The sequence below is a fragment of the Chryseolinea sp. H1M3-3 genome (assembly GCF_029360725.1).
GTDB lineage: Bacteria > Bacteroidota > Bacteroidia > Cytophagales > Cyclobacteriaceae > Chryseolinea.
In genome coordinates this window covers 340325-365128 of record NZ_JARKMY010000002.1, presented here as the reverse complement: position 1 = coordinate 365128, position 24804 = coordinate 340325, and the positions used below count along the sequence as shown (strand labels likewise).

Here is a 24804-nt window from a genome sequence, read left to right as displayed (position 1 = left end):
AGTCCGAAGGTCTTTTCAGCAGGACATCTCCTATTCTATTCCGTATTTTTCTATTTTAAGATAAAGCGTTTTTCGATCTATGTTGAGGATACGCGCTGCTTTTGATTTATTGAAACGTACTTCATGCAGTGTTTTAATAATCATTTCTTTTTCCTGGGTCTCTTGCAGCGCCTTTAAGTCGTAGATGGGGGGAGTTTCAGAGGATATTTTTGGAGGCGGGTTTTTAACTGTTTCTAACATTTCTGTAGGCAAAGCATTTAAACCAATAAGGCCTTCGTTAGTCAACAGTACAGCTCGCTTGATGACATTTTTCATTTCGCGTAAGTTTCCTGGCCAGTCGTACTTCCTGAAAATTTCAAGCACCTGGGCATCAAATCCAATTGCATTCTTTCCTAATTCCCTGTTGGCCAATTCCCTAAAGAAGTTGAGAAATTCCTCGAGGTCTTCGCTTCGTTCCCGCAGCGACGGAACCTTCATCTTGAATTCATTTAAGCGATGATACAGATCTTCTCTAAATGTTCCTTTCTTAACACTTTCGGCGAGATCATCATTGGTAGCGGTGAGAATGCGAACGTCAACTTTAATTTCTTTATTGCTCCCTACGGGCTGTATAACTCTTTCCTGGATTGCCCTGAGCAATTTTACCTGGACTTCATACGACAAATTCCCGACCTCATCCAGAAACAAGGTGCCCTTGTGGGCTTCTACAAACTGCCCGACTTTATCTTGTATGGCGCCGGTAAATGACCCTTTCGCATGTCCAAACAATTCGCTGGCAGCGAGTTCCTTAGAAATTGCCCCGCAGTCAACAGCGACAAAAGGTGCTTTAGCGCGTGCGCTCAAGCGATGGATCGTCCGGGCAACATTTTCTTTCCCTGTGCCGCTTTCTCCCTCAATAATGACCGACATATCTGTGGGAGCGACTAAACGAACATATTCATACAATTTTTGAGACACCGGGCTGCTTCCCTCGACGAACTCCTTGGTCATTGGTGGTTTCTCGGGTACAAAAGCATTTTTTTCTTTGTTTAAAGCTTGTTGTACCAGCATGAGCAATTCATCCGGATTAACTGGTTTTGTGATGTACTCATACGCACCCATCTTCATCGCTTTAACAGCAGTGCGAATGTCGGAGAAGCTTGTCATGATAATGACAGGGGTATGAAGTGCGGCTTTCTTTAATTCTGCCAAAACATCCATTCCGGTCATATCGGGTAGACGATAGTCAAGTAAAACCAGGTCTATTTTATTGGATCCAAAGGCCTTCAAGCCTTCCTGACCTTTATGGCAAACGGACACTGAAAATCCGTTTTTGGTCAAAAATCCTTCTAGAATTCTTGAGAAGGTTAAATCGTCTTCAATTACTAGGATGTGCGCCATATTCGGCCCAAAATAAAAAAGAAAGCTGGAATATTTTCCAGCTTTCTTTTTTCATTTACAAGTTGTTAGAAGTCAATAGTATGAAGGATTAACCTTCTACTTTTCCATCCTTGCTAAATTTTACGGTCTTAGTTTCTGCACCGTTCTTTAATTGAACTTCGTAAGAATCAGTTGATTTTACATGGTAAGCTGCATCGATCAACCATCCACGATATTCTTGGCCTTCTAGTGATTTCTTTACAGCCTCAGGAAGTTCTTCAGATTTGATTTTAGCTTTGTCATCTTGATCAGCAGCAGCAGGTGCAGCAGTAGCAGGATCAGCAGGTGCAGGAGCTACAGCTTCAGTTGCTTTATTGCTTTCTTGAGGAGTAGCTTCTTGAGCGTTTGCTAGAGCAACACTTCCCAACAGAGCTAGAGAGGCAAACATTAGTTTTTTCATGATTAATAAAAAATTTAGTTGAACATTAGTTTGACTGTTCGTCGTCTAATGATATGCCAGCAACCTCTGTGAAATTAAAGATCTGTTTTTCAATTACTTAAAATTCATCTTTTTTTTACTGTGGGCAAAAGGTGTAGAAGCATTCTACAAGATGAGATCATACTTCTACAGGAACAATCAATTGCCCCGAGCTGAAGCTCGGGGCAATTGATTCTTGATACATCCAGCTGAAGCTCGGGGCAATTAAGATCAATTCTTTTCTGACTTCGCCTTCTTCTCTTCAATTAAATAAGACGCTCCGAGTCCGATGCCGCCCCAAATGAAAAGCATTGAAAAATATGCTACCTCCTCGTCCATATTGAACACATCTTCAAGAACATTACCTAAGAGTAATCCTATACCAGCGCCGATAAGCAGCAATGAGCCTCTCAATGCCCAGGAAGTATTTAAAGACTTTTTAATATTAAAGAATTGCGGGTCAACGCCTTTTTCGATCATGGTCATCCGCTCTTCATTTTGATATCTTCTCAGGTAAATAATTACGATAAATGAACCGATCAGTGCTATCATCGGAATCATTAGTGCCAGCTGTCCTTCATGCATAAATATTTTTTTTTGTTTGGAGCTATGACGCACCGGACCGTATTCCGGTTACAATGAACCCAAAGTGATGTGGTACTGACATTATTTCAGGCTCAAATAAAAACCTGACTCTAGCTTCGCCTTAACTTCGCCCTAGCTCCGCTGTCAGTCTACTCTACCTTCTGCCTATAAAGCAAGCAACAATAGGTGCGTTAAGTCGATGTCCACTGCTAGGTTCAGCAAGTGGAAACATCTTCGTGATTAAAAAAGCGTATCACATCGCTTTGCCATTTCTGAGGTAAAGGTGTAACTTGATTGCATGGCGTGCGTCCAAGTGGTGTCATGACAAAGGATCCGGAGCATTCACGTATTGAAAGAATTCTGGCCGGTGAGCAGCATTTATATGCCGACATGGTAGATAAATATAAAAGCTATGCTTACACCATTGCTCAGAAAATTCTTCAAAACAGGCCAGAGGCGGAGGAAGCATCACAAGATGCTTTTATAAAAGCTTATCATCATCTGAAAGGCTTCAACTTCCAGTCGAAATTTTCAACCTGGCTATATCGGATAGTCTTCAACACTGCTATTAGCTATAAGCGGAAGAACAGGCAACAATTTCAAAGTATTGAAAACACAGTTATTGAATATCAGGGAGAAGCGGAAGGCATGCTTGAGAAAAATGACAAGAAGCGATTCTTACACTTAGCCCTGGCAAAACTAAACGATGCCGATCGAGCTGCGCTTACATTGTTTTACCTTGACGAATTTTCGTTAGAGGAAATCGCAGAGATTACAGGTATGCAGGCAAACACGGCTAAAGTGAGGATTCATCGTGCACGTCAAAGGTTGGCTGATGAATTGAAAAATATATTAAATCAAGAAGCGTTAACTTTGTGACCGTATGAAAAAAGTTTCACAATCCATAGATGATACTTTGTTAGATTACCTGGATGGCAATCTAAACGCTGCCGATAAAAGTAAGGTTGAACAGTCTCTTCGAAATAACAAAGACTGGCAAAACAGGCTAGAGGAATTAAGGATGGTGTCAATCGTGATGAATGAAACCAAACTTTCCCAACCTTCAAAGAATTTTACGCAATTAGTAATGGGTAAGCTGGATCAATATCCAGCGCAACACCATTTCCCCATCTGGAAAGGAATTTTTTTATTGATGGTTATTTTGCTCGCGGTGGGAATAGCGACCGTTCTTGTTTCCTCGGGTGCCTTTGATAATACAACCACGAGCATTGATTTAAATCAGGTTTATCTCTCGAAAAAATTTATCAATGAACCGTTGCCTGCTTTTCATTTTAGCGGGAAGCTAATTGTCAATATCATCATCATATTAAACCTTGGGCTAGCCTGGATTTTACTTGACCGCACGATTCTCAAACCGTTTTTTCAACGAAGGATGCAGGGACAGCATTAATTTTTGGTTGTCAAATTTCTTACTACCTTAAATGAACTAAAATCATTTAAGGATGACCCGCTCAAATTCAGCCTTCCGTAATGCTATTGTTGCCGCCCTGGGCGGTTTTCTTTTTGGTTTCGACACAGCAGTAATTTCAGGGGTAGAAAAATCCATTCAGCATTTATGGATGCTTGGCGACGTTGCGCATGGCTTCACCGTTGCATCTGCGTTGATCGGCACCGTATTAGGGTCCTTGCTGGCAGGGTGGCCGGCAGAAAAATTCGGACGAAAAAAAGTCCTTCAGGCCATTGGTCTTATTTATCTGGTAACATCGCTTGTCACGGCGTTTACCTCATCGTGGGAGATGTTTGTAATTTTTCGATTCCTCGGTGGAATTGGCGTGGGAGCATCATCGGTTGTTGGACCCATGTACATTTCTGAGATATCGCCTGCAAAAAGCCGCGGTCGGCTGGTTGCCTTGTTCCAATTCAATGTCGTCAGTGGTATTTTGATTGCGTTCGTTTCCAATTATCTGCTATTTGGAGTGGGCGAAGAAGCATGGCGGTGGATGCTGGGTATTCAGGCCTTTCCCTCGTTACTTTTTTTCATCATGGTTTTCGCTGTTCCTGAAAGTCCACGGTGGCTTGTAAAGAAAAATCGGCTTAACCAGGCAAAAGATGTATTTAACGAAATTGGTGAGGATGATCCTGACGCTGCTATCAAAACGATCGTCGAATCACTTCATACAGAAATCGGCGCGATCAAGGAAAGTGTGTTTAATGGTAAGTACAATAAACCGGCTTTTTATGTGGTGGCACTCGCTATGTTCAATCAGCTTTCGGGAATTAATGCCATCATGTATTATGCTCCACGCATTTTCGAGATGACAGGCTTAGCCAAAGATACCGCTTTGTTGCAGGCGGTTTCTATTGGACTTACGAACATGGTTTTTACGCTGCTTGCTATTTCCCTCATCGACAAGTTTGGCCGAAAAACGTTATTAATTGTAGGATCCTTCGGCATGGTATTATTCCTCGGACTGGTTGCCTGGGCATTTTACACGCAGGACTTTGGAGGATATGCTGTGATGTTCTACCTCGTTGGGTTCATTGCGTTCTTTGCTTTTTCTCAAGGCGCCGTAATCTGGGTTTTTATGTCTGAGATTTTTCCGAACAAAGTGCGATCACAAGGTCAAACCCTTGGAAGTTTTACGCATTGGATTATGGCCGCTATCATTTCGTGGACGTTTCCTGTTTTAGCAGAGTCGTCAGATATGGGAGGTTTTTATTCTTTCCTGCTATTTACCATCATGATGCTGGTGCATGGAATTTTTGTCTGGAAGGTATTACCTGAAACAAAGGGAAAATCACTGGAGGGAATTCAGCGAGATTTGGGCATTCACTAAGATTATCTCCAATATGTTAAATCAAACTTAGATCTCAAAGGTTTAAACTATTCAGTGCCACCTAGAATTCAGACTCTTTCTTTTCTTTTGCTTCGGGGCAATCTATTTTCCAATCCTTGGCTAACGCCAACGAACCTTCTTTGACTTTCTTAATAAGTTCGTCTTTCTTCTTTGTGAATTTACAACCTATATCTACGTGCCGGTATTTGGCGCCGCTGATGATAAAGTTGAAATGGCAGGTATTGGTTGCTTTATGGGTTTTATGGCAAACAAATTCGATACTTTCATCCTGGTATTTATAAGCGCTGGAGGTACAAAGGATACATAACAGGACACCAAGAAAAACTCGAATTTTCATGCTTATAATTTTGGCTAAATTTAATAACAAGCTTGATGCCATAAAACAAAAAGCCCCGGGATGTATCCCAGGGCTTAAATTTTCCAAATTCCAATCTTAATACCTGTAGTACTCAGGTTTGAACGGACCTTTGGGATCAACACCAATATATTTTGCCTGATCGGGTGATAATACGTCTAATTCAACGCCGATTTTCTTAAGGTGCAGGTTCGCTACTTTTTCATCCAGATGTTTTGGCAACATGTATACCTTATTTTCATACTTGCCAGCATTGGTCCAAAGTTCCAATTGAGCCAATGTTTGATTTGTAAATGAATTTGACATTACAAAAGAAGGGTGGCCCATTGCACAACCTAAGTTAACTAACCGGCCTTCAGCCAATAGGATAATTTGTCTTCCGTTGCTCAGCGTATAAATATCAACTTGTGGTTTGATGGTATCTTTCTTACCATTCTTATTCAACCAAGCTACGTCGATTTCATTATCAAAATGGCCGATATTGCACACAATTGCTTTATCCTTCATATTTTTGAAGTGACGATCCGCGACAATGCCAAAGTTACCCGTAGCCGTTACGATAATATCGGCTTCTTTCACTGCATCATCCATCTTTTTTACAGCGTAGCCGTCCATAGCTGCCTGAAGCGCACAAATCGGATCGATCTCGGTTACAATGACACGTGCACCGGCCCCGCGAAGGGAAGCGGCAGAGCCTTTTCCTACGTCGCCGTATCCTGCTACAACGGCCACCTTACCCGCAATCATAACATCGGTCGCTCTGCGAATCGCATCGACGCAAGATTCTTTACAGCCATACTTATTATCAAACTTCGATTTTGTAACAGAATCGTTGATGTTAATGGCTGGCAAAGGTAGTTTGCCGTTATTCATGCGTTCAATCAAGCGATGAACACCAGTTGTCGTTTCTTCAGAAATTCCTTTGATGCCTGCCACCAACTCAGGAAAACGGTCTAGCACCATGTTAGTAAGATCACCACCGTCATCCAAAATCATGTTTAATGGCTTGCCATCTTTGAATGCATAAAGGGTCTGTTCAATGCACCAGTCGAACTCTTTTTCATTCATGCCTTTCCACGCGAATACCGGAATGCCTGCAGCGGCAATGGCAGCGGCGGCATGATCTTGTGTCGAGAAAATGTTACATGAAGACCAGCTTACTTCAGCTCCAAGCTCAACCAATGTTTCAATGAGCACTGCAGTTTGAATTGTCATGTGAAGACAACCAGCGATGCGTGCCCCTTTTAAAGGTTTCTGCTTACCATACTCTTCGCGAGTAGCCATCAGCCCCGGCATTTCGGCTTCTGCTAATGTAATTTCTTTACGCCCCCATTCAGCGAGGGAAAGGTCTTTAACCTTATAGTTTAGTTTTTCGTCAACTGTCATTTTTGAATTATTAGAAGGTGCAAAAGTAAGATAAAGGCTTGAGACTGCATAGTTTAATATCAGGATTAACGGCTACTTGCCCTGTACATCGCCTAATTTCTATTGCCCTTTTTTCTTCTTTTTTGAAGCTGTCTGCGGGGCTTGTACTAAATCTGCCTGCTTTATAATCGTAGTCCAAACGCTGGCCTTGCCATCCTGCACGCTGGTCCAAACGGGCGTAATAATTCCATTATGCGCTGCGATATTATTGATTCCGCCAAAAGGAACATTTTCATCCGGTGTAAAAGGGGTTTCGCTGATTTTTCTGCTCTTAAACGAAATACCTCCATCGGACGAGTATGCGAGATATACATCCGTATCATTGTTTTCATGACCTGACCTACCATAAAATACAGTGTAGATGTACCCAGTACTTTGATCTACGGTCATCCAGGGCATATACTGATGGCATTTGGCGCTGTCTTGTCCTAGTTTTGTAGGGACTGACCAGTTGTCACCGAAATTTGTCGAGCGCATGAACCAGACATCGGTATCGTTTTCACCATTGCGTTGATCGGCCCAAACCAAATAGAGGCTTCCCTGATAAATGCTCTTACTTTGATCGATCATAAATACTGGCGTTCCATTACAACGGCCATGACCCGGGATTTTCATATCCCACCCCCCAGGTTGCTGCCCCACGGCGATGTCATTTGTTAGCCATAGGCCACTGCCAAACGACCGGTCTAAAAAAATTTTATTTTGGTTTGCCCAGGTTACAAAGGCCTTACCATCGACACCAATAGCAGGCATCGCTCCGAATGCCGTGTTATCATCATCCATACAATTACCCGGCGTTTGGGAAATCTGAAACGGCTTTGTCCACTTCTTTCCGTTCGATGAGTTACTTAACAAAATATTGGTTTGACAATTTTCGTCAGCACTGTTAAATGAGTCGTACTGAGTCCAGGCAACCCAAACATTTCCTTTTGAATCGACAGTCGCCCAGGGTTTACGTTGATCTTTGGAAGCATTTAATCCGAGGGGGCTCCCTTCTTCCCACGTCTTACCTCCATCCCTAGAAATATGAATCAGAATCTGATTCAGACTTTTTTCATCTTTCAAATCGCCGTTCGGGGAGGATAAATGAAGCGAATAAATTGTCCCCTTATCGTCGGACACCAAAACCGGTTGTCCAAAGACTCCATTCGGGGACGAAAGTTTCAGCGACTGCCATACGTTACCACCATCTATCGTGTAATAAATATTGTCTGGATTGGTAGCAGCAATAATGTTTTTAGGATTTTTTTTGTTGATGATAATGCTTGGCTCACTGGTCTGAATGTTGGTGGTTCCCTGATCTAGCCGGATATTTTTAAACTGCGCGAAAATGGAAGAAGGAAGAAAAAGCGCCACTAAGCCAATTACAATACGGATGTTCATATCTGATTTTTAACAAAAATAAAAAGTATTCTCGCTTCTCAGTAAGAAACCTCCCTTTGCTCAAAGTTAGTTATATGATTGCGCGAATTTGAAACGCAACTTTTTAGTTCCAGTTTGCATTTAGTTTACTTGCTTTGATTTTTTCTCGTGCGAGAACAAAAAAAATTTTCTATTATTTTTGAATGATGAAATTCTCAAAATCCAATATTTACTTTTTATGAAACCAACTTTGCTTATCCTTTTTGTTTGCGCTTGCCTTACCAATTATGCCCAAAAAATCAAGCTGGTAGATGGTGATTTGAGTCCATTAAAAGGCGAAAAGGAATTAAAAACAGAATTTCAGTATGAGATGTCTGTAGGAAAATTTGACAAAGAGGCAGATTACATAGCCAGCAAGAAAAAGGAGTTAAACGAAAAAGAAGCCGACCGCGGCAATACCTGGGAAAAAAACTGGAAGTCGGATCGGCAGGAACGCTTTGAGCCACAATTTCGTGAGTTATTTTCAAAGCATTCAGAAATGTCGACCGTTGGCGAGAATGCCAAGTTTACCTTGATATTTAAGACAACCCATACCGAACCTGGTTTCAATGTAGGGGTAATGAGTCGTCCAGCTTACATTGATGCTGAGGCTTGGATAGTAGAAACTAAGAATCCTCAAAAGACGATTGCCAAAATAACTATTTCAAAGGCGTTGGGCCGGGATGTTTTTGGATTCGATTATGAAACAGGGGCTCGTCTGCAAGAAGCTTACGCAAAAGCAGGTAAGGAGCTAGGCGGGTTCATCAGAAAGAAGATAAATTAGTCCTAACTGCCTGACTTTTTTGCCTTTACGCACCTCAACTTGTTGAATTTTTCCTCATAATGTTTGTCTTTTTTTTTCAGTTTTAGGGAGCTTGCGGCAATAAAGGCCTTTATTTCACGTTTTTGAAGGTTTCAATTAATGCCCAGATCGGTTTTAAGAGTCTTGCCCATCGTTTGCTAAGCATAAGCAAGAACTTAAAACTTACTATTATGATTAGGAAATTAGTATTTGGATTAGCCATAGCCGGCGCGTTTTGGAGCTGTGACACTAAAGAAAAAGAACGCCTTCAAACCCAAGTGGATTCACTAAGAACTGAACTCCATGAAAGCCAGCAAACCGCACAAACTCTACAAGAGATTGGGGTATTGATCGATTCAATTGATGCGAATCGTCAATTATTAAGAACAGATGTTGTTGAAGGGACTTCTTACGCGGATTACAAGAACCGTTTGAAAGACATCAATAGCCACATCAAGGAAACGCAAGCTAAAATTGCAACTCTTGAAAAATCGGTAAAGTCAGCAAAAGGATCTTATGCTGCTACAATCAAGAGACTTAAAAATGACCTTGAATTAAGTACTCAGCAAATCGCTGCGCTTCAAACTGAGGTTGAGAAAATGCGTGGTGAGAACGAGACACTGGCAAGAACTGTTACTCAGCGCGATTCAACAATCAATGTTAGTCTTGAGACCATCAAGATGAGAGAGCAAGATGTTGCTAACCTCGAGAAGAACGTAGAAGACATCAATGCATCGTCTAAAGCGAGCCAAGCTGACTTATACTTTGCACAAGCTCAAGCCTTAGAGACAGCTGCTGATCGTACCAAGTTTGCTCCTCGCAAGAAGAAAGAAACTAAACGTGAAGCCCTTGAACTTTACAAGTTGTCATTGTCTTTGGGTAAACAAGATGCCCAAGCTAAGATTGACGAACTTGAAAAAGATTTAAGCTGAAAATAATTAACCTGTAGATGAGAAAGGATGGCCCATGGTCATCCTTTTTTATTTTCGGTTATCGATAAACTTCTTGATTTTCCGGCTTTTGCCGTCGTGCTGAAGTTTGTCCATTTGCGCGCTACTGATGAATTCAAAATTTGGAACAACACGAAGCCTGGACTGAAAAGCATTCTTAAGGGCCTCCTCAACTTGTACAGCGTTCTCCACCACACAAATATGAAGCTTAATTTCATCTGTGCCTAAAGTCCCAGTGTAAGCCTCCACTACATAATCCGTTACTTGCGGAAACTGATTAAGGATGTCGTAAATCCCAGGAGGGTACATGGTGGTACCTTTCAATTTGATCATTTGCTGATGTCTGCCTAACACGGGGCCTAATCGCAATGTATTTCTACCACACGAGCATTGGGTATGATAAGCTTTAACCATGTCACCCGTTTTATATCGAACCAGTGGCATAGCCTCAACCCCCAGTGTAGTGATCGTAACCTCACCGATCTCCCCTTCCTTGACCGGCTGATTATTTTCATCCAGCAACTCTACGATAATTAATTCGGGATGGTGATGACCGCCAGAGCCCTCACTACATTCAGTAAACGCCGTTTGCATTTCAGTGGAGGCATACGTGCTATAGAGCCGGATTTTCCAGGCATCGAAAATTTGCGTACCAAGCGTGTTAAGTTCTAAATCAGCATTACGCAGACTTTCGCCAATACAAATGGCTTTTTTTACGGAGCAATTATTTAAATCGATTCCCTGATGCTTTGCGAATTCAATCAGTTTTATAATAAACGACGGCACCGCTACCAATACCGTTGGTTTAAGACGTTCAATTGTTTCCCATTGTAAAGCGGGCAGTCCGGGCCCAACGCGAATTAAACCTGCGCCCAATTTTCGAATACCTTCATAGTAAGCGATGCCCGCCATAAACTGCCGATCGAGGGTTAGCATCAGTTGATATAAATCGTCCTTTTTACCATCTGCACAGGCAAACGAAATGCTTTCATTATAGGCCAATCGTTGTAAATCCTTTTCTGTTAATGCTATCGTTACCGGCTTTCCTAATGTGCCGGAGGTACTTGTATATTCAACAATGTCATCTCTGGATACGCACAAAAAATCCCAATTATATTGTTGCAGATCGTCCTTGGTGGTAACAGGCAATGAAGGCAGATCCTCAAGTCTAGAGATGTCTGACGTTGAAGTCCCGGATTTTTTGAACAAATTCTTATAAAACGGGGAATGCGCAGATACATAGGCCAGGGTCTGCTTCAATTTTTCTTCCTGGAAACGTTTAATATTTTCCCTGGATTGTAATTCTATTTCAGGAATACTGCTCATTGTTCAATGATAACTACAGCACATGCAACCTGCTGCAAATGCGAAAGTGACAAATGTATTTTATTCCAACTATTTTGTTCAGCTTCTTTCTTAAAATTACCGTCAAGATTGATTGAAGGTTTACCATTTACATCATTTACAATTTCGATTTTCGACAGATCGTTTCCCAACAATAACCCCAGTCCGGTAGCTTTTAAAAAAGCTTCCTTGGCGGCAAAACGGGCGGCATAATTTTCTTCTTTACGGTTCGCTTCACAAAAAGCAATTTCACGCTGGGAAAAAACTTTTTCTTTGAACCCGTTATTTTTACTGATCTTCTCCATAACGCGGTCCACCTCAATCATATCGATGCCAACGCCAATAATCATTTATTTTTCTTTTTACAGTCCTCGAGATTTTTTTCCATATGATAACGTTCCTGCACGGTGGCTACTTCCTTCGTCAGGCCCTTTTCATAAAACGGAATCGCTTTGACCCATTCCTTCCGCTCATAATAATAGTCGGCAGCCATCATGTACGCGTGGTACGAATTTGAATTCCACTTTACTATACTGTCAGGCTGGAGACCGGTTTTTGGATTAAAGGGGAAACGATACTTATGAAACTTTAGGTAATCCCGGTACTGTTGTGTCAGTAAAAATGAGTCAGCCGGAATGGTCAGTGCTGCTTCATATATTTCTTCGTTAGACTCAGCTTTATAGGCAAAAGCTTTTTCCAAATCATAACAAACAAATTTGCCAAGTTGCCAGGGTGCCGTAGAAATCCACATTAATTTTTTTTCCGGTTGAAAGATGATGCCGTGATGTGCTACCAACTGGTTGATGGCTTTTTCGTTGCCGAGGCCAATATCTTTATCACCTAACCCACGTTGATCGCGAAGAATGGCTGCGGTTTTAGTAACCGAGTTTTTCTTATTTCGAGCTACTAATTCACCAAGTCGTTTATACCGGTAGGGCGACGCGCTGGTCTTTACATGTAGCTGATTAAGTTGGCTCACCCCCAATTTATTACCCAAAAAATGGTTTGTACTTAAAAGATAGTTATCACGTGCTTCGACTAAATCAATGTCATCAGGAGTCTTTTCGATAATGGCAGCTTTTCCATCCCTGGCTGATCCAATTAAAAAAGACTCCGCCACAAACATTTTCCTTTTGGCCACGATGTCGTACGCTTCCTGAATGGTAGATGCGTATTGGAGGATCTCCCGCGTCACTAAGGCAACGGGTGTAGCCGATGCTGTGGGTACATCGGACTTCGCTGCATTTATGGTTACCGTTAGCCCTTGATCATTCATACCCGATAGCACACCTGTCATTCCCCCAAAGGTGACCATCATGAATTTATGTCCTTCAGCAGGCTTATAAAAAGCAATGATCTTATCGCGTGCAAATTCGTCTCCCACATAGAAATCGAAGTTACGTCCTATGATTAGCGTTGAATCCTCTGATTCGTCACCCCAGGTAGCAAAGGCGGTACATCCTACCAGCGACATATTTTGCAACGCGTGCCCTATATCATGGGCGGCGTGGTAATTCAATATCCGTTGATATGGTGGAGCAATATCGTCGAATTCGGTAGACGCGGCATATGATACTCCGAGGATTTCGAGCTGATATTCTTCGATTATATTTTCTTGCAAGTTTCGATTAAACCAACCGACAAAATACTTGAGAATTCCCAAATAAAAATCAGATGGTACAAGCCGGTGAATCTGTTCTGTAAAAACTTCCTCCTGGTAATGAACCAATTCCCGCGTAAGCTTTCCATTAGCTACGCCACGTTCAAAAGGATCGCCCTCGACGTATAATTCGTACAACCCGCTCTCACTTTTTTTAAACCAATTATTATCGATTTTAAATAAGCCGGTATCAATTTCAACAACCTCTTTGTCAAGCGCCGTTAACGATTCGGGTACTGGCGGCGCGATGTCGGCCACGGTACGCACATAGGCTATCAGGCCTATTATCAATAGAACAAAAATTCCCGAAATCCAGGCAAGAACTTTAACTGTCTTTCTGAGCATCACGAATTTTATCAAGCATATAGTCCATTCCTAAAATCTGTGAACATGTAAGGACAGAGCTCACGGTTACCCCCAATACCCCATGAAGATTCAGATTTTGCCCGGTAAGCAGTAGGTTTGGTACCTTTGTGCGCGGTGAGATAAACGTTTTTAATGGATCCCGATAATCTTTCGTTAGCCCATACAAAGATCCATCATCCGTACCGATGTAATCTCTTGCCGACAACGGAGTAGCTGTTGTGTAGGATTTAACGCAGGACCGAAACCCAGGAAATTGCCTCTCGACATAATTCAGCAGGATTTCCGCTTTTTCTTTTTTAAAAGCTTCGTAATCCTCACCGCGACTCGATTCATTGGAAACGGTGTTAAAAGTATGTTCCCATTTTTTAACATCTTCGAATCGCATGTAAGCCATGACGGTTACCCCTTCTGTATAGATCTCATTTTCCGCAGCTGTTGTAAAAAATAATGCAAAACCCAAGGGCCAATTTTCGGCTGTATAATTCAGCACACCCCATGGATCTTCCTTTTCAAAATAATAATAGTTATGGTTAAGATGTTTAAAAGAATCTTTTTTCATTACAGCGTTCACATAGAAAGTCGATATGGAATTCTCTAAACTCTTGATTCTATTTCTGAAAGCTTTTTTTATTAATGTGCTTTCGGTGATATCCAAAGTTTGCGCGGGATGGATATTCGAAATGAAAATTTTTCCATAATATCGATTACCCTTATCGGTTTCTGCGTATGCAATTTGTCCTCCCTCCTCTTTCAACTTCGTTACTTTAATATGCTTCAGAATTTTCCCCCCATGCGCATGAATTTGTCGCGACAAATATTTTGATATCTGTGAACCGCCATTAATAAATCTATATGAGCTTTCGATATAACTGTTGACGATCAGGGCATGCACATAAAAGGGAGTCTTATACGCTGCACCGGCATACAATAAATTATTACCGGCTAAAACGTTTTGCAGTTTTTTGTTCGATGTAACCGACTCGATAAAGGTCTTCGTATCCATTTCCAACGCTGACATTTTTTCAAATAAGCCACCGCCGCTCTTCAAATTGTACAAAGGAAATTTACTGCACACCTCTTTAATTGCGTCACAGAATTTTCGCAAATTCATTTCTTCACCAGGAAATTGTTTTGACAACGACTGGATAAAATTTTCGTAACCCTGCGCGTATTTATAAACCACCGGATCTCCTTCAAACACAACGGCATCGAAGCAATCTTCGTCCATTTTCCGGAGTTTCAGTTTATCCATGATACCCAGGTATTTGAACAACTGATAGAGGTTTTGTCCTTTATCGAGGCCTCCAACGTAATGTACGCCGGAATCAAAGATTACACGCTCACGGACGTAGGTTTGAAGATTGCCCCCTATTTGCTTGTTCTTTTCAAGAATGCAAACTTTATAGCCTTCTTTAGCCAGAATAGTTCCGCACGCCAGTCCGCCTAATCCGCTGCCCACAATTACCACGTCATACTGTTCTGTCATTTTAAAAAGTGCGATTAAAGGATACGAAGTACAGGTTAACTTTATAAATCATTGGGTTTTCTAATTACAAAAATAACATTCGAGGTAAATTTCGCATCATCATCTATTGTTACCGTAAGTCCCTTGCGATTTGCTATTCTTTTAATGCTTTCCCCGGACAAAAAATTCAGATCATTAGTCGATTTATTAAACTTCAGCAGCTTCACGCTAAAAAATTCAGTGATCTGGGTACCTTTATGTCGTTCTTTCAAATCAGCGTTTCCCTCCCTCACCACGAGGATACCGCCTGGGTTAAGCGCATCAATCGCTCGTTCCAATAGCATTTCCTGAGCATCATAGGGCAGGTAATGTAATACATCACTGATTACGATACCATCATAATTGGTTAACGGAAAGCGCGTCACATCATCGCAGAAAAAAGTCAGGCGTTCTGATTTCAGATATCCATGGCGGGCAACATCAATTTTTTCTTCATCATAATCCACTCCAATAATAATCCGGTCTTGGGACATGAATTGAAGCATGTAACATAAAAAGCCGTAGCCGCAACCCAGATCGAGGATGGTACCTTGTAGCGGAAGGAGCTTATGAAATGGTGCATAATATTTTTCCAACCGTAGCTTCACACGCATGTACCATTCCAGCACCGGACCTTTATAAATATAATTCGAAATCAGTTTGTGCGAAAAATAGTCAGCATCCTCAACTTCAGCTTTTAATAATGCAAACTCATGTTTGAAGTATTTGCTGATTTTTTTTGTTCGATCAGAATAACCTGTACCGAAAACTGGATCACTGATTTCAATTGGTGGAAGAAATTTCAGTGTAAGCTGTCCAGCGTTTAAATAAAAAGTTCCTTTAGGAATAGCATCCGCTGCTCCATGGATCAGCAATGGCTGCACCGGAATTTTAAAAATATCTGCGATATAAAATGCGCCTTTATGAAAGCGTTTTATGACGCCGTTTTCCGACCTTGTGCCCTCAGGAAAAATTACTACGGAGTATCCTTCCTGAATTCTGTCCTTTAGCTTTTCAACACCATCTTCAGCGCCTTCGCTCACGGGGTAATAGTCCGCCAAACGAACCACACTTCCAAATACTGGTGAATTCCAAACCCATTTATTAGTGACCAAAATTAATTTAGGGTGCAGCATGATCGTTAAAAGAATGTCAAGAAATGAAGTATGATTGGCGATGATCACACTTGCTCTTGAAAATGTCTTAGGTGTTCGACCGATGATCTTTTTCCTGACACTCGGTTCGACGTAAATGATTAACCTTGCAAAGCCTTTCAGCAATGAATGAAAGAAAACTTTGATCCTTTTTTTACCAAAAGGTATCCAGCGAAAGATCAAACCCAGGATGGTTGCGGATATTGCTCCAAATACAAACAACGAATATGTAAACGTTGTCCTGAATACTCCATGAAAAGTCATCGGCGAGAACCCTTTACTGGTTCTGTTGGTCACCAACCATCGAAACAAGAATGGCTCAATGGTTTGAGACATGATAAAAACACATGCAATGCCAATGATGGAAATCGCGGCGATCGATCGGAGCGCGGGATGTTGAGCAAAAATTAGTACGCCGAGTCCTGCAATAGTCGTTACTGCAGACAGAAAGATGGAAGTACGTATTGAAGCGATGTTTTTCTTTCCAACTTTATATTCCTGCAACAAACCATCCATCGTAAAAATGCTGTAATCATCCCCTAACCCGAAGATGAACGTTGAAACCATGATGTTGATAATATTAAATTCAATCCCTACCAGCGCCATGATACCAAGTATCCATATCCAAGTAATCAACATGGGAACGAATGTGATAAGTGTCAATTCAATCCGACCATACAAAAGAAGCAAAGCACAAAACACCAGTACGGCCGTGAAGGTGACAATGAAATTAAAATCCGCATTTACATACTCAACAAAAAGATTGGTCAACATCTGACGGTCAAAAGCATGGACTGGCGTAGTCTTCAACGCATCATATACAAGGCTTTTATTTTCAGCGTTTACATTTGCCAGCGTGATCACCGTAACATCGTTATTTTTTTCGATGATGTAGTCATCAAAAAAGGCCAAGCGAATTTGATTCATCACGGCCGTATCACCTGTCTTGAAATCTTTTGAAAGAAGGGTTCTAAAATTTTCCATTACCTGTGCGGAGAATTTCAATTCCTCACCCTTATCCTGAATAATACTGGTAAGATTATTCTTCTTCTCGGCGGTCCAGTAATCATTCCATTTGCGAATACGTGCGCGCTGTAGGGAATCGGAAATTAAAAAAATAGAGACGGAAGAATACTTGTTGATTGTCTTCTGGTCTTTCAATTTTTTCAGAACAGGAGAAACTTGTTCATTCTTTGTTAAGGCAGATTGTAAATCTTTTCCGCTGGATACCACATAAACGGAGGTTAACGACGATTTATTGATCATTTCTAATCGTCGCTGCGCCTCCCGGGTATCGCTGCGCATAAAATTCAGTTTGCTCATATCGCTATTGAAAGTAACATCCTGAGCAACGTATAAGAAAACGGGAGTGGCCAGCAATATGATCAGCGCAACATATCGATTTGATTCAAATGCGGAAAATGAAAACCTCTCAATCCAGTTTTCGCGCTGATGTTCTGGGAATAAATTTTCTTTTATAAAATGTGGCAGGAAAATTAAAGAGCACAACGCAGCGCCTATCAAGCTAAAGCCGGCAAATAAACCTACATCACGAAGCACTGCAGCATTTGCAAATTGTAAACAGAAAAAGGCCACGACTGTAGTGGCACTGCCAATGGTCATTGGTCTCACCAAATCTTCAATAACCGCTTTGATGTTGTGAGTATGCTTCAGGTGAGACAAAAAATGCAACGAGTAATTAACTGCAATACCTAAGATGACGGATCCTGCCGCTATTGCCAAAATGGAGATGGATCCCTTTATCAGGTAAATACAGCACAAGGAAAATATTGCCCCGAATAAAACAGGGATAAATATCAGGATGGGCACACGTTTCTTCCTAAAGAACCCCACCAGAAAGATCGCCAGAAAAATAACAACCAAGCTCACCGTTATCATCGAGTCGCTTTTTAATTGTTGTGCATTACCAACGGCAACAACGGGCGCCCCAAAATAGGATACATGTAACTGCGGATGGTGTTGTAAAAGCGACTGAATCAAAACATCCAGTTGTTCGACAAACTTTGAATTATTACCTGTCTCCGAGGGAGGATAGGTTGGCGAGATGAAAAATACCAGGTGACGATGATCCTTCGTGAGAATATATCCATCATACAGCTCAAAATTGTCGTCGTACTGAAGCTGTTGAAGTTTTTGAAGTGCAAGGAAAGAAAAACCTAATGGATCTTTAACGACAATTCTTTTTACCACTACCCCGGCGGGAGAAATTAACTGCCGGTAGTTATTCTCCAATACTTTCACCGCATTTTCCGGTTGGCGAATGGAGTCGATTTTTTCATAGTCCTGATCTTCCAAAAAAATTGGCAGGTGTTCATAGATAGATGTAAAAAGGTTCATGACCTTTTCCTCATCTACTTGTGTTGTTAGTTGCTTGATGAAAGGCTTTAGATCACGGTCCATTCGCGCAGCAAGCGTCGCTGCCAAACTTATAAGACTGTCAGGCTGGGGTGTTGTGCTACTATCCTTAACAGATACCATTACGACAATCCGTTCAACAAACTTTGAGTTTTGAAAAACGTAGTTCAGTTTTTCTACTCTCTCATCTTCCGGGAAAAATTTAGTGATATCTTCTTCAAGCTTAATACGCGATGCCCCGAGGCCGAGAATCACCAGCGTTAGTATAAATACAATCCAGAACAGCGGAATGCGCTTGTGAAAGAAATCATAAATATTTAGAAAGAGTTTTGCCATGTATCAGACTTTCTGCCGCTTAAATATTTTTAACATGACGTAGGTTATAGCCGTAGAAATAATACATGCTACAAAGGCTAACGTGATCGCACCCACGGCATACTGTATCAAATTGGCTTTCATCATATCAAAAGTAATTTCCTGGCTAAAAGTTATATATTGGGCATGGTCGCCCATCCAAAATGCACCTGTAAGATGGCTTAAAAACAAAATCAAGGGAATCATCGGTGGGATGCTAATGTTTGCCGCGAGGATAACCAGCACTTTATTTAACCGAAGAATAAATGCTAAAGTTATGGCAATGATTAATTGAAAACCCCAGACCGGAAAAATGCCCATGAAGACGCCGAAGCCAACCGAAAAACTTTTTATCCAATCTGTTTCGAGCGGATCAAAGAGCTGCTCATAGACAGCTTGCCTGAATTTTTTTTTTTAATACCCCGGAAGAAATCGCGGGGTTTGATGTAAAGCAACGCAATGGTTACCAGAAATGTATTCAGAATGCTGATGCGCGTAAAATCTTTAAAAGGACGAAAATGTGAAATACGTTCTTCCTTACCAGCGTAATACACCCGTACAGGGACTTCGGTTATCTCAATTCCCCGCCAGGCTGATGTTACCAGTACCTCAATTTCAAACTCAAATTTCCGTGTAAAAAAAGTTGCAGACTCCATTAACCGCACGGGATAAAGACGATAACCACTTTGTGTATCACTCATCCTTAATCCCGTTTCTACCCAAAACCAGAAATTCGAAAATTTGTTTCCAAAACTACTTTTACCAGGCACGCTAGCCTGATCCATGTTGCGTGCGCCTATGATAATTGCAGAAGGATGATTTTCCAGTTTTGTCAGGAACTTGTTGAGATCTTCCGCAAAATGTTGCCCATCAGAATCAATGGTGATAGCGTAGTCATAGCCCAGTTTTACAGCATGCTTAAATCCCGTTTGCAATGCATGGCCTTTCCCTTTGTTTTGCGTATAGCTGACCACGTTGATTTGCGAAAACTGCGCCAGTATATTTATCGTCGAGTCTGTGGAGCCGTCGTTTACAACTATAATCTGATTCGTATATTCCAATAAGCTATGCAATACGTTTTCAAGCGTTTGTTCATTGTTGTACGTAGGTACGAGTATACATACCTTTCTTTGTTTGAACATCTCGCTAGCATCAGCAGGTACCATCAGGCAGTTTGCAGCATTGCTTTTAATTTAAAAAAAGTAACCGTACCGGCAAAGAGCGTTGCATTGATGGAAAATTTACCTCCATCTTCCGTATAGTGAATGCTAACATCAACCTCATTGTGTTGTTCGGGATTGATGACCGACAGAAATTTCATATTATCAGCTTCTTTCAGGTTCAACTCCTTTCCGGTATTTACCTCCATTACTTCGCGGACCATTTGCAACATGCAGACACCGGGCACTACAGGTAAACCAGGAAAATGGCCTTCGAGAATCCGGTGTTTTTTGTTGATGGCAATTTTTGCCTTTACAGTTCCCGGAGTAGTATCTCTTTGGAGAATCGTATAAAAGTCGTTGAGCAGAATCATTCTTTTTCGAAGCGGGTAAGTTTTATCTGCATATCGAATGTGTTATGCACTATTTCAATCTTATCAGGCGTGGGATACGGCTGTCCGGTTATATTAACTGTCACTTTACGTTTCCTCGAAGAGCCCAATTCCAACCTTCGCAAAGAAGCACAATCTTTACTGGTAATGAAATAGGCCGTTTCCTTTTTTTGCGTTACACCATAAAAAACATCATCATCCATAGTCCAGGCCTGGGATATTTTTGTATGAAACGGTAAACCTAAAATTAACTCAAAGTCTTTACGCAACGTTTGAATTACCGGCCCTTTGTTCAATTGGTTGATGATGTTATAAACGTTAAATTTTCCATCTCTGGAAAACCCAAAATCAAAAAAGGTAACCCCGGCTTCATTGGTAAATACAATACGATAAGCGCTATCAGGCATGTTTTTAATTAACAACAGACCACTGATGTGCTTTCCAATAACGTCTACGCTTGCGTGGTACCAGGATGTACTGAACTGTCGGGGAGCCAATTTGGAAATGCATGTCGCATCTGGCTCAACAGCTCGCATGTGCTTGTAATCGGAAGCGCAGGCCAGGCAGACAATGGAAGCAAAATTAAAGAGCAAAAACTGCGTCAGCGACTTGTTCATTCAATTTTTTATTCTTGAAAGAAATGATGGTTTTATCGCCGGCAGGTTCATTCATCTCAATGGTTTTTACGGAGTAATCATTCTTCTCGACGGTAAGCAGAATGGTTTGAAAAAATTCACGGAGCGCCCTTGACGAAGGAGTCATTTCGAGTAAATATACCTTATCATCCTCAAAAATTCTGGTCGTAAAATCCTTGCTATCAAGAATTGTTCCTTGAACACAATCAATCATGATGCGATGGACTTGCTGAAACAGCCTATTGGATTTTACATTGATCTTATTTTCTTTATCATTATCCTTTACCAGCATTTTGTCGTTATTCATGATCATCAGATAGGCGAACGGTTTTATGTATTCTATCCTGACCCGATTTTCTCTTTTGAACCAAAATTTACCTGTTGATGTAATTTTTTCTGTCAGCGCCATAAGGATTTTCTCCTGGGTGAAATCACTGGTTATGGATTTAACCTTGGCTGACTCAGTAGCGAATTTCTTTTTAAAGGAAGGCAAATCGCTTACAGGTTTATAACCGGCATATTGTGCATCAACACTTGTTACAAAAACACAAAACAGCATCGTCAATAAAAACCTGTGCAGGCTGTTGTTTTTAGACATACGCTTTTTCCTTTAGCAATTCGTCTACCCTTACAATTTTCAATCCAAGCTTTGCTACCTCCTCCAGAAATGCAGGTAAGATTTCCAAAGTTGTTGTACTATAATCGTGAAACAGGATTATATCACCTCCCTTCAATGATCTTGTTACACGTTCCAGTAAAACGCTGCCATTTTTCGTAACTGTATCGAAAGACCGGATTGACCAGCCAATAGTTTTATACCCGCCTTTTTTTACGGCCGCTGCAACCATTGGATTTGTTACACCAAAAGGAGGTCTGAAGAAATTTGGTTTTTTATGGATAACATTTTGGATAGCTGTATCCGTGTCCTTCAATTCCTTCGCGATTTTATACGCAGACTGTAAGTCGAACATAGCACCATGCCAGTAACTATGGTTGCCAATTAGATGGCCGGACTCGTAAATACGTCTCGTTAATGCAGGATAGTCGTTTACCCGGTTTCCGATACAAAAGAACGCGGCGGGAGCTTTGTATTCGGATAAAATATCAAGCACTTTTTCGGTCATCACCGGAATTGGACCATCGTCGAAAGTGATCGCAATTTTATTTGAATTGGTATCACCCTGATACTTTACCGGTAGAAAGAATTGTGCTGATAAAACAGATGCACCATACGCCTGAATATTCAGGTAAACAATCAGCAGAACGGCGTACCACCAGGGAGACATTTGGCTACTCCAATCGTACCCGATCATTGCGAGGAGTATTGCAAGGAAGGTAATATTGATCGTCTTTGCATTTAACATGCCCGTAATAATATCAGTGAATGATGCGTACCGAAATACGGATTGTAAATTAACAACCGGTTGATCGGTCTGCTATTATTTCTGAAAACAACTGCAGCAGGAAGGTAGTTCTCCTGAATAATTTTCGCTCCCAGCCACAATGCAAAGGCGGACGCGGTGGGAAATTCGCCGCATAAGTGTTTAAATAATCCAATGGTGCTGGCTGGAAAAAAAGCCTCAAGAATTTTATCTGTATCTGTACCAAAACTCTGATCACCGCTTTTACCTGCTAACACCAGATCAATATCATTGGGTTTTGCTGATGCCATTTCCAGAAACGAAATGATTTCATGATGCAAATCTGATTCGGTTGGCTTAAACAAAGTTTTTACCGCCTCAATGCATACTTTGTCATTCATCCCTTTTTCTCCTGAAAGGACGAAATAAGCAGCGCCCTCACCGTTAAGTGTACCTTTTTCTTTTGATTGAAAGAGATCCATGTTATTCATGGCTTTTCTGAAGATGCCAAATCGTCGTTGAATAGCGTGACTGGTCGAAGTAATTTCATCCACGCCACCAACAAGAAGGGATTGATCAGGGGCGTCCTTTAATTCAAGCATCCCATCGAGCAGCGCGCTTTCAAAGGAAAAAGCTCCTTGCGTATAGGTTTGATTATATCCCTGGCATTGCAACAACAAAGCAATCTGTGAACCAATTGTATTATGTGTTGATTGAATGAACGGCGTGGGATTTAAAGCATGTTCGTTGTTTTCAATCATCTTATTCAAAAAAATCCCGGTGTCTTCAAGACAGCCATAGGCAGTACCAGTAATGATCCCGTTGGGAACAGATAGTCCGGCCTGTTTTAATGCCATGGAACCGGCAGCAACACCCATTTTGATTACACGACTCATCCGACGGAGTTGTTTCGGGTCGATATACTGTGTGTAATCAGGCTCATGACATTTAAGTTTGTCGTCGTGATAAACCAAAGGCTTGTTCAGCAATACACTATCATCCCAGGTTTGCTGAGGTGATATATTGCCCATGCCTTTGATGTATGTCGTCATTGCCTGAGATGTTATGAGTTAAACCTTAATAAGCAAAGTTATTACCTATCAAATATTGACAATGGCTTTGCTTATTCATTCTTAGAAAATATGATCGATGAACAATTGCCTCCGAAACCGAATGAGTTGCTCATCACGTGTTTAATTTTTATCCCTTCTTCGAAATTCTTTTGCGGCGTAATATTGATTTCAGGAATTGGCTTTTCAAATCGAAGATTAGGAAACACGCATTGATTTTCAATAGCTATGATTGAAAACACTGCCTCCACTCCACCACTGGCCCCGAGCGTGTGTCCGGTAAATGCCTTTGTTGAGCTTAGCTTTGGATAATGATTTCCATACAAACGGGAAATCGCAGTTCCTTCCGATAGATCATTATTCAGTGTGCCCGTACCGTGAAGATTGATATAGTCAATATCGGTTGGGTTAAGCGCACTCATGGCCAGGGCTTTTTGCATTGCACCGTATGATCCGCGGCCTTCAGGTGAAGAAGCAGTTTGGTGATAAGCATCGTTTGTATTTCCATACCCACTTACATGCGCAACACAATTCGTTTTTAATGCACTTTTAAGCCGCTCAGAAATTAATACAACAAAGCCCGCACCTTCTCCTAAATTCAATCCATTACGACCGGCATCAAACGGGCGGCAAGGTTGTGTATCCAGGATCATGAGACTATTAAAACCGTTCAACGTAAATTTAGAAAGTGCGTCTGTACCGCCGGCAACAACAACATCCAGTTGGTTATGCCTGATGAGACGGACTCCAAGGGCTATTGCATTAACTGACGAAGAGCAAGCCGTGTTGATCGTAGAAATAAAACCCTTTACACCCAGGTCGTCAGCAATTAGTTCCGTTGTTTTGCCACATTCATGATTCACCACTTCACGCAGTCTCCCTTTTTTTGGATCTTTTTTAAAATCAATAAAAAAGTTTTCGGTTTTATCCATACCACCAACCGTTGTGGCTGAGATAAGACCTGTTCTCCATTTCTTTAAATCAATTCCTGCATTTTTTACCGCTTCGCGTGCAGCATGTGTCCCCAGTAAAGCAGTACGCGTAACGTGAGGCCTGAGTGAAAGCTTTTCGCAAAGGGACTTGTTAGTGACTTTAACTTCTCCGACAGGAAGTTTATCGCGGTAGACAGAGTCAAACAGGGTAATATGATCGATGCCCGAAGCTTGGTTTCGAAAGGATTGAAGTGTTTCTCCCACGGAAGTTCCAATGGCAGAAATTACTCCAACGCCAGCTACGTGAACGCGTTCTTCCAAA

Annotated in this window: 24 protein-coding genes; 5 read left to right on the top strand and 19 right to left on the bottom strand. The window is 41.4% G+C overall.

The window, feature by feature from the left end; all coding sequences use genetic code 11:
* Nucleotides 1-30 precede the first annotated feature (30 nt).
* From P2W71_RS09045 to P2W71_RS09035, 3 genes are all read right to left on the bottom strand, one after another.
* Nucleotides 31-1380, bottom strand: coding sequence for a sigma-54 dependent transcriptional regulator (locus P2W71_RS09045; RefSeq protein WP_276369883.1), 1350 nt, complete (start codon nucleotides 1378-1380; stop codon nucleotides 31-33).
* An 88-nt stretch (nucleotides 1381-1468) separates the two neighbouring features.
* Nucleotides 1469-1819 (bottom strand): hypothetical protein, encoded by a 351-nt coding sequence (locus P2W71_RS09040; protein WP_276369881.1) that lies wholly within the window; start codon nucleotides 1817-1819, stop codon nucleotides 1469-1471.
* Nucleotides 1820-2068: 249 nt separating this feature from the next.
* A complete protein-coding gene (locus P2W71_RS09035; protein ID WP_276369879.1) occupies nucleotides 2069-2422 on the bottom strand; it encodes a DUF6249 domain-containing protein in 354 nt (117 codons plus the stop codon).
* Between the two features lie 321 nt (nucleotides 2423-2743).
* Between P2W71_RS09035 and P2W71_RS09030 the strand changes: the two genes are divergently transcribed.
* The 3 genes from P2W71_RS09030 to P2W71_RS09020 are packed head-to-tail and all read left to right on the top strand — an operon-like array spanning nucleotide 2744 to nucleotide 5220.
* A complete protein-coding gene (locus P2W71_RS09030) occupies nucleotides 2744-3301 on the top strand; it encodes a sigma-70 family RNA polymerase sigma factor (RefSeq protein ID WP_276369876.1) in 558 nt (185 codons plus the stop codon).
* A gap of 4 nt (nucleotides 3302-3305) precedes the next feature.
* Entirely contained in the window at nucleotides 3306-3833 is a 528-nt protein-coding gene (locus P2W71_RS09025; protein ID WP_276369874.1) for a hypothetical protein, read from the top strand.
* A gap of 52 nt (nucleotides 3834-3885) precedes the next feature.
* Nucleotides 3886-5220 carry a sugar porter family MFS transporter gene (locus P2W71_RS09020; RefSeq protein ID WP_276369872.1) on the top strand — a complete coding sequence of 445 codons (1335 nt, stop codon included), beginning with the start codon at nucleotides 3886-3888 and terminating at the stop codon, nucleotides 5218-5220.
* Between the two features lie 61 nt (nucleotides 5221-5281).
* On the opposite strand, the gene P2W71_RS09015 is transcribed toward P2W71_RS09020, so the two are convergent.
* The 3 genes from P2W71_RS09015 to P2W71_RS09005 form a co-directional block, all read right to left on the bottom strand.
* Nucleotides 5282-5578 carry a hypothetical protein gene (locus P2W71_RS09015; RefSeq protein WP_276369870.1) on the bottom strand — a complete coding sequence of 99 codons (297 nt, stop codon included), beginning with the start codon at nucleotides 5576-5578 and terminating at the stop codon, nucleotides 5282-5284.
* A gap of 96 nt (nucleotides 5579-5674) precedes the next feature.
* A complete protein-coding gene (gene ahcY / locus P2W71_RS09010) occupies nucleotides 5675-6982 on the bottom strand; it encodes an adenosylhomocysteinase (protein WP_276369867.1) in 1308 nt (435 codons plus the stop codon).
* A gap of 99 nt (nucleotides 6983-7081) precedes the next feature.
* The gene (locus tag P2W71_RS09005; protein WP_276369865.1) at nucleotides 7082-8404 is read right to left on the bottom strand and encodes a sialidase family protein; all 1323 of its coding nucleotides are present in this window, start codon (nucleotides 8402-8404) and stop codon (nucleotides 7082-7084) included.
* Between the two features lie 217 nt (nucleotides 8405-8621).
* Between P2W71_RS09005 and P2W71_RS09000 the strand changes: the two genes are divergently transcribed.
* Entirely contained in the window at nucleotides 8622-9206 is a 585-nt protein-coding gene (locus tag P2W71_RS09000) for a hypothetical protein (RefSeq protein ID WP_276369862.1), read from the top strand.
* Between the two features lie 209 nt (nucleotides 9207-9415).
* Complete coding sequence (locus P2W71_RS08995) at nucleotides 9416-10156, top strand: hypothetical protein (RefSeq protein ID WP_276369860.1); 741 nt, start codon at nucleotides 9416-9418, stop codon at nucleotides 10154-10156.
* 48 nt (nucleotides 10157-10204) lie between these two features.
* On the opposite strand, the gene P2W71_RS08990 is transcribed toward P2W71_RS08995, so the two are convergent.
* From P2W71_RS08990 to P2W71_RS08930, 13 genes are all read right to left on the bottom strand, one after another.
* Nucleotides 10205-11500, bottom strand: a complete 1296-nt coding sequence (locus P2W71_RS08990; protein WP_276369858.1) for an AMP-binding protein — start codon at nucleotides 11498-11500, stop codon at nucleotides 10205-10207.
* Nucleotides 11497-11868, bottom strand: coding sequence for a holo-ACP synthase (gene acpS, locus P2W71_RS08985; protein ID WP_276369856.1), 372 nt, complete (start codon nucleotides 11866-11868; stop codon nucleotides 11497-11499). Before acpS ends, P2W71_RS08990 begins: the two co-directional genes overlap by 4 nt.
* Complete coding sequence (locus tag P2W71_RS08980; RefSeq protein WP_276369854.1) at nucleotides 11865-13523, bottom strand: C45 family peptidase; 1659 nt, start codon at nucleotides 13521-13523, stop codon at nucleotides 11865-11867. Before P2W71_RS08980 ends, acpS begins: the two co-directional genes overlap by 4 nt.
* The gene (locus tag P2W71_RS08975) at nucleotides 13504-15030 is read right to left on the bottom strand and encodes an NAD(P)/FAD-dependent oxidoreductase (RefSeq protein WP_276369851.1); all 1527 of its coding nucleotides are present in this window, start codon (nucleotides 15028-15030) and stop codon (nucleotides 13504-13506) included. The genes P2W71_RS08980 and P2W71_RS08975 overlap by 20 nt, the downstream gene beginning before the upstream one ends.
* Nucleotides 15031-15071: 41 nt before the next feature.
* Nucleotides 15072-18914 (bottom strand): trifunctional MMPL family transporter/lysophospholipid acyltransferase/class I SAM-dependent methyltransferase, encoded by a 3843-nt coding sequence (locus tag P2W71_RS08970; protein WP_276369849.1) that lies wholly within the window; start codon nucleotides 18912-18914, stop codon nucleotides 15072-15074.
* Nucleotides 18915-18917: 3 nt separating this feature from the next.
* Nucleotides 18918-19253, bottom strand: a complete 336-nt coding sequence (locus tag P2W71_RS08965) for a DUF2062 domain-containing protein (RefSeq protein ID WP_276369847.1) — start codon at nucleotides 19251-19253, stop codon at nucleotides 18918-18920.
* Between the two features lie 29 nt (nucleotides 19254-19282).
* Nucleotides 19283-20098, bottom strand: a complete 816-nt coding sequence (locus tag P2W71_RS08960) for a glycosyltransferase family 2 protein (RefSeq protein ID WP_276369845.1) — start codon at nucleotides 20096-20098, stop codon at nucleotides 19283-19285.
* The gene (locus P2W71_RS08955) at nucleotides 20098-20466 is read right to left on the bottom strand and encodes a hydroxymyristoyl-ACP dehydratase (protein WP_276369843.1); all 369 of its coding nucleotides are present in this window, start codon (nucleotides 20464-20466) and stop codon (nucleotides 20098-20100) included. Before P2W71_RS08955 ends, P2W71_RS08960 begins: the two co-directional genes overlap by 1 nt.
* On the bottom strand, nucleotides 20463-21101 hold the full coding sequence (locus tag P2W71_RS08950; RefSeq protein ID WP_276369840.1) for a hypothetical protein: 639 nt from the start codon (nucleotides 21099-21101) through the stop codon (nucleotides 20463-20465). Before P2W71_RS08950 ends, P2W71_RS08955 begins: the two co-directional genes overlap by 4 nt.
* Nucleotides 21067-21717, bottom strand: a complete 651-nt coding sequence (locus P2W71_RS08945) for an outer membrane lipoprotein carrier protein LolA (protein ID WP_276369838.1) — start codon at nucleotides 21715-21717, stop codon at nucleotides 21067-21069. Before P2W71_RS08945 ends, P2W71_RS08950 begins: the two co-directional genes overlap by 35 nt.
* The gene (locus P2W71_RS08940) at nucleotides 21710-22483 is read right to left on the bottom strand and encodes a polysaccharide deacetylase family protein (RefSeq protein WP_276369836.1); all 774 of its coding nucleotides are present in this window, start codon (nucleotides 22481-22483) and stop codon (nucleotides 21710-21712) included. The genes P2W71_RS08945 and P2W71_RS08940 overlap by 8 nt, the downstream gene beginning before the upstream one ends.
* Nucleotides 22477-23532 (bottom strand): beta-ketoacyl synthase N-terminal-like domain-containing protein, encoded by a 1056-nt coding sequence (locus tag P2W71_RS08935; protein ID WP_276369833.1) that lies wholly within the window; start codon nucleotides 23530-23532, stop codon nucleotides 22477-22479. The genes P2W71_RS08940 and P2W71_RS08935 overlap by 7 nt, the downstream gene beginning before the upstream one ends.
* 71 nt (nucleotides 23533-23603) lie before the next feature.
* Nucleotides 23604-24803 carry a beta-ketoacyl-[acyl-carrier-protein] synthase family protein gene (locus P2W71_RS08930; RefSeq protein WP_276369831.1) on the bottom strand — a complete coding sequence of 400 codons (1200 nt, stop codon included), beginning with the start codon at nucleotides 24801-24803 and terminating at the stop codon, nucleotides 23604-23606.
* Between the last annotated feature and the right edge of the window lies 1 nt (nucleotide 24804).

Bases quoted from the DNA above. Each gene is read 5' to 3' on its own strand.
- P2W71_RS08990 (WP_276369858.1), bottom strand. From the start codon at position 11,500: ATGAGCAGTATTCCTGAAATAGAATTACAATCCAGGGAAAATATTAAA.
- P2W71_RS08940 (WP_276369836.1), bottom strand. From the start codon at position 22,483: ATGTTAAATGCAAAGACGATCAATATTACCTTCCTTGCAATACTCCTC.
- P2W71_RS09025 (WP_276369874.1), top strand. From the start codon at position 3,306: ATGAAAAAAGTTTCACAATCCATAGATGATACTTTGTTAGATTACCTG.
- P2W71_RS08950 (WP_276369840.1), bottom strand. From the start codon at position 21,101: ATGAACAAGTCGCTGACGCAGTTTTTGCTCTTTAATTTTGCTTCCATT.
- P2W71_RS08945 (WP_276369838.1), bottom strand. From the start codon at position 21,717: ATGTCTAAAAACAACAGCCTGCACAGGTTTTTATTGACGATGCTGTTT.
- P2W71_RS08960 (WP_276369845.1), bottom strand. From the start codon at position 20,098: ATGGTACCTGCTGATGCTAGCGAGATGTTCAAACAAAGAAAGGTATGT.
- P2W71_RS08965 (WP_276369847.1), bottom strand. From the start codon at position 19,253: ATGGGCATTTTTCCGGTCTGGGGTTTTCAATTAATCATTGCCATAACT.
- P2W71_RS09020 (WP_276369872.1), top strand. From the start codon at position 3,886: ATGACCCGCTCAAATTCAGCCTTCCGTAATGCTATTGTTGCCGCCCTG.
- P2W71_RS08970 (WP_276369849.1), bottom strand. From the start codon at position 18,914: ATGGCAAAACTCTTTCTAAATATTTATGATTTCTTTCACAAGCGCATT.
- P2W71_RS08995 (WP_276369860.1), top strand. From the start codon at position 9,416: ATGATTAGGAAATTAGTATTTGGATTAGCCATAGCCGGCGCGTTTTGG.
- ahcY (WP_276369867.1), bottom strand. From the start codon at position 6,982: ATGACAGTTGACGAAAAACTAAACTATAAGGTTAAAGACCTTTCCCTC.
- P2W71_RS08935 (WP_276369833.1), bottom strand. From the start codon at position 23,532: ATGACGACATACATCAAAGGCATGGGCAATATATCACCTCAGCAAACC.
- P2W71_RS09015 (WP_276369870.1), bottom strand. From the start codon at position 5,578: ATGAAAATTCGAGTTTTTCTTGGTGTCCTGTTATGTATCCTTTGTACC.
- P2W71_RS08980 (WP_276369854.1), bottom strand. From the start codon at position 13,523: ATGCTCAGAAAGACAGTTAAAGTTCTTGCCTGGATTTCGGGAATTTTT.
- acpS (WP_276369856.1), bottom strand. From the start codon at position 11,868: ATGATTATTGGCGTTGGCATCGATATGATTGAGGTGGACCGCGTTATG.
- P2W71_RS09000 (WP_276369862.1), top strand. From the start codon at position 8,622: ATGAAACCAACTTTGCTTATCCTTTTTGTTTGCGCTTGCCTTACCAAT.
- P2W71_RS09030 (WP_276369876.1), top strand. From the start codon at position 2,744: ATGACAAAGGATCCGGAGCATTCACGTATTGAAAGAATTCTGGCCGGT.
- P2W71_RS09045 (WP_276369883.1), bottom strand. From the start codon at position 1,380: ATGGCGCACATCCTAGTAATTGAAGACGATTTAACCTTCTCAAGAATT.
- P2W71_RS09035 (WP_276369879.1), bottom strand. From the start codon at position 2,422: ATGCATGAAGGACAGCTGGCACTAATGATTCCGATGATAGCACTGATC.
- P2W71_RS08955 (WP_276369843.1), bottom strand. From the start codon at position 20,466: ATGATTCTGCTCAACGACTTTTATACGATTCTCCAAAGAGATACTACT.
- P2W71_RS09040 (WP_276369881.1), bottom strand. From the start codon at position 1,819: ATGAAAAAACTAATGTTTGCCTCTCTAGCTCTGTTGGGAAGTGTTGCT.
- P2W71_RS08975 (WP_276369851.1), bottom strand. From the start codon at position 15,030: ATGACAGAACAGTATGACGTGGTAATTGTGGGCAGCGGATTAGGCGGA.
- P2W71_RS09005 (WP_276369865.1), bottom strand. From the start codon at position 8,404: ATGAACATCCGTATTGTAATTGGCTTAGTGGCGCTTTTTCTTCCTTCT.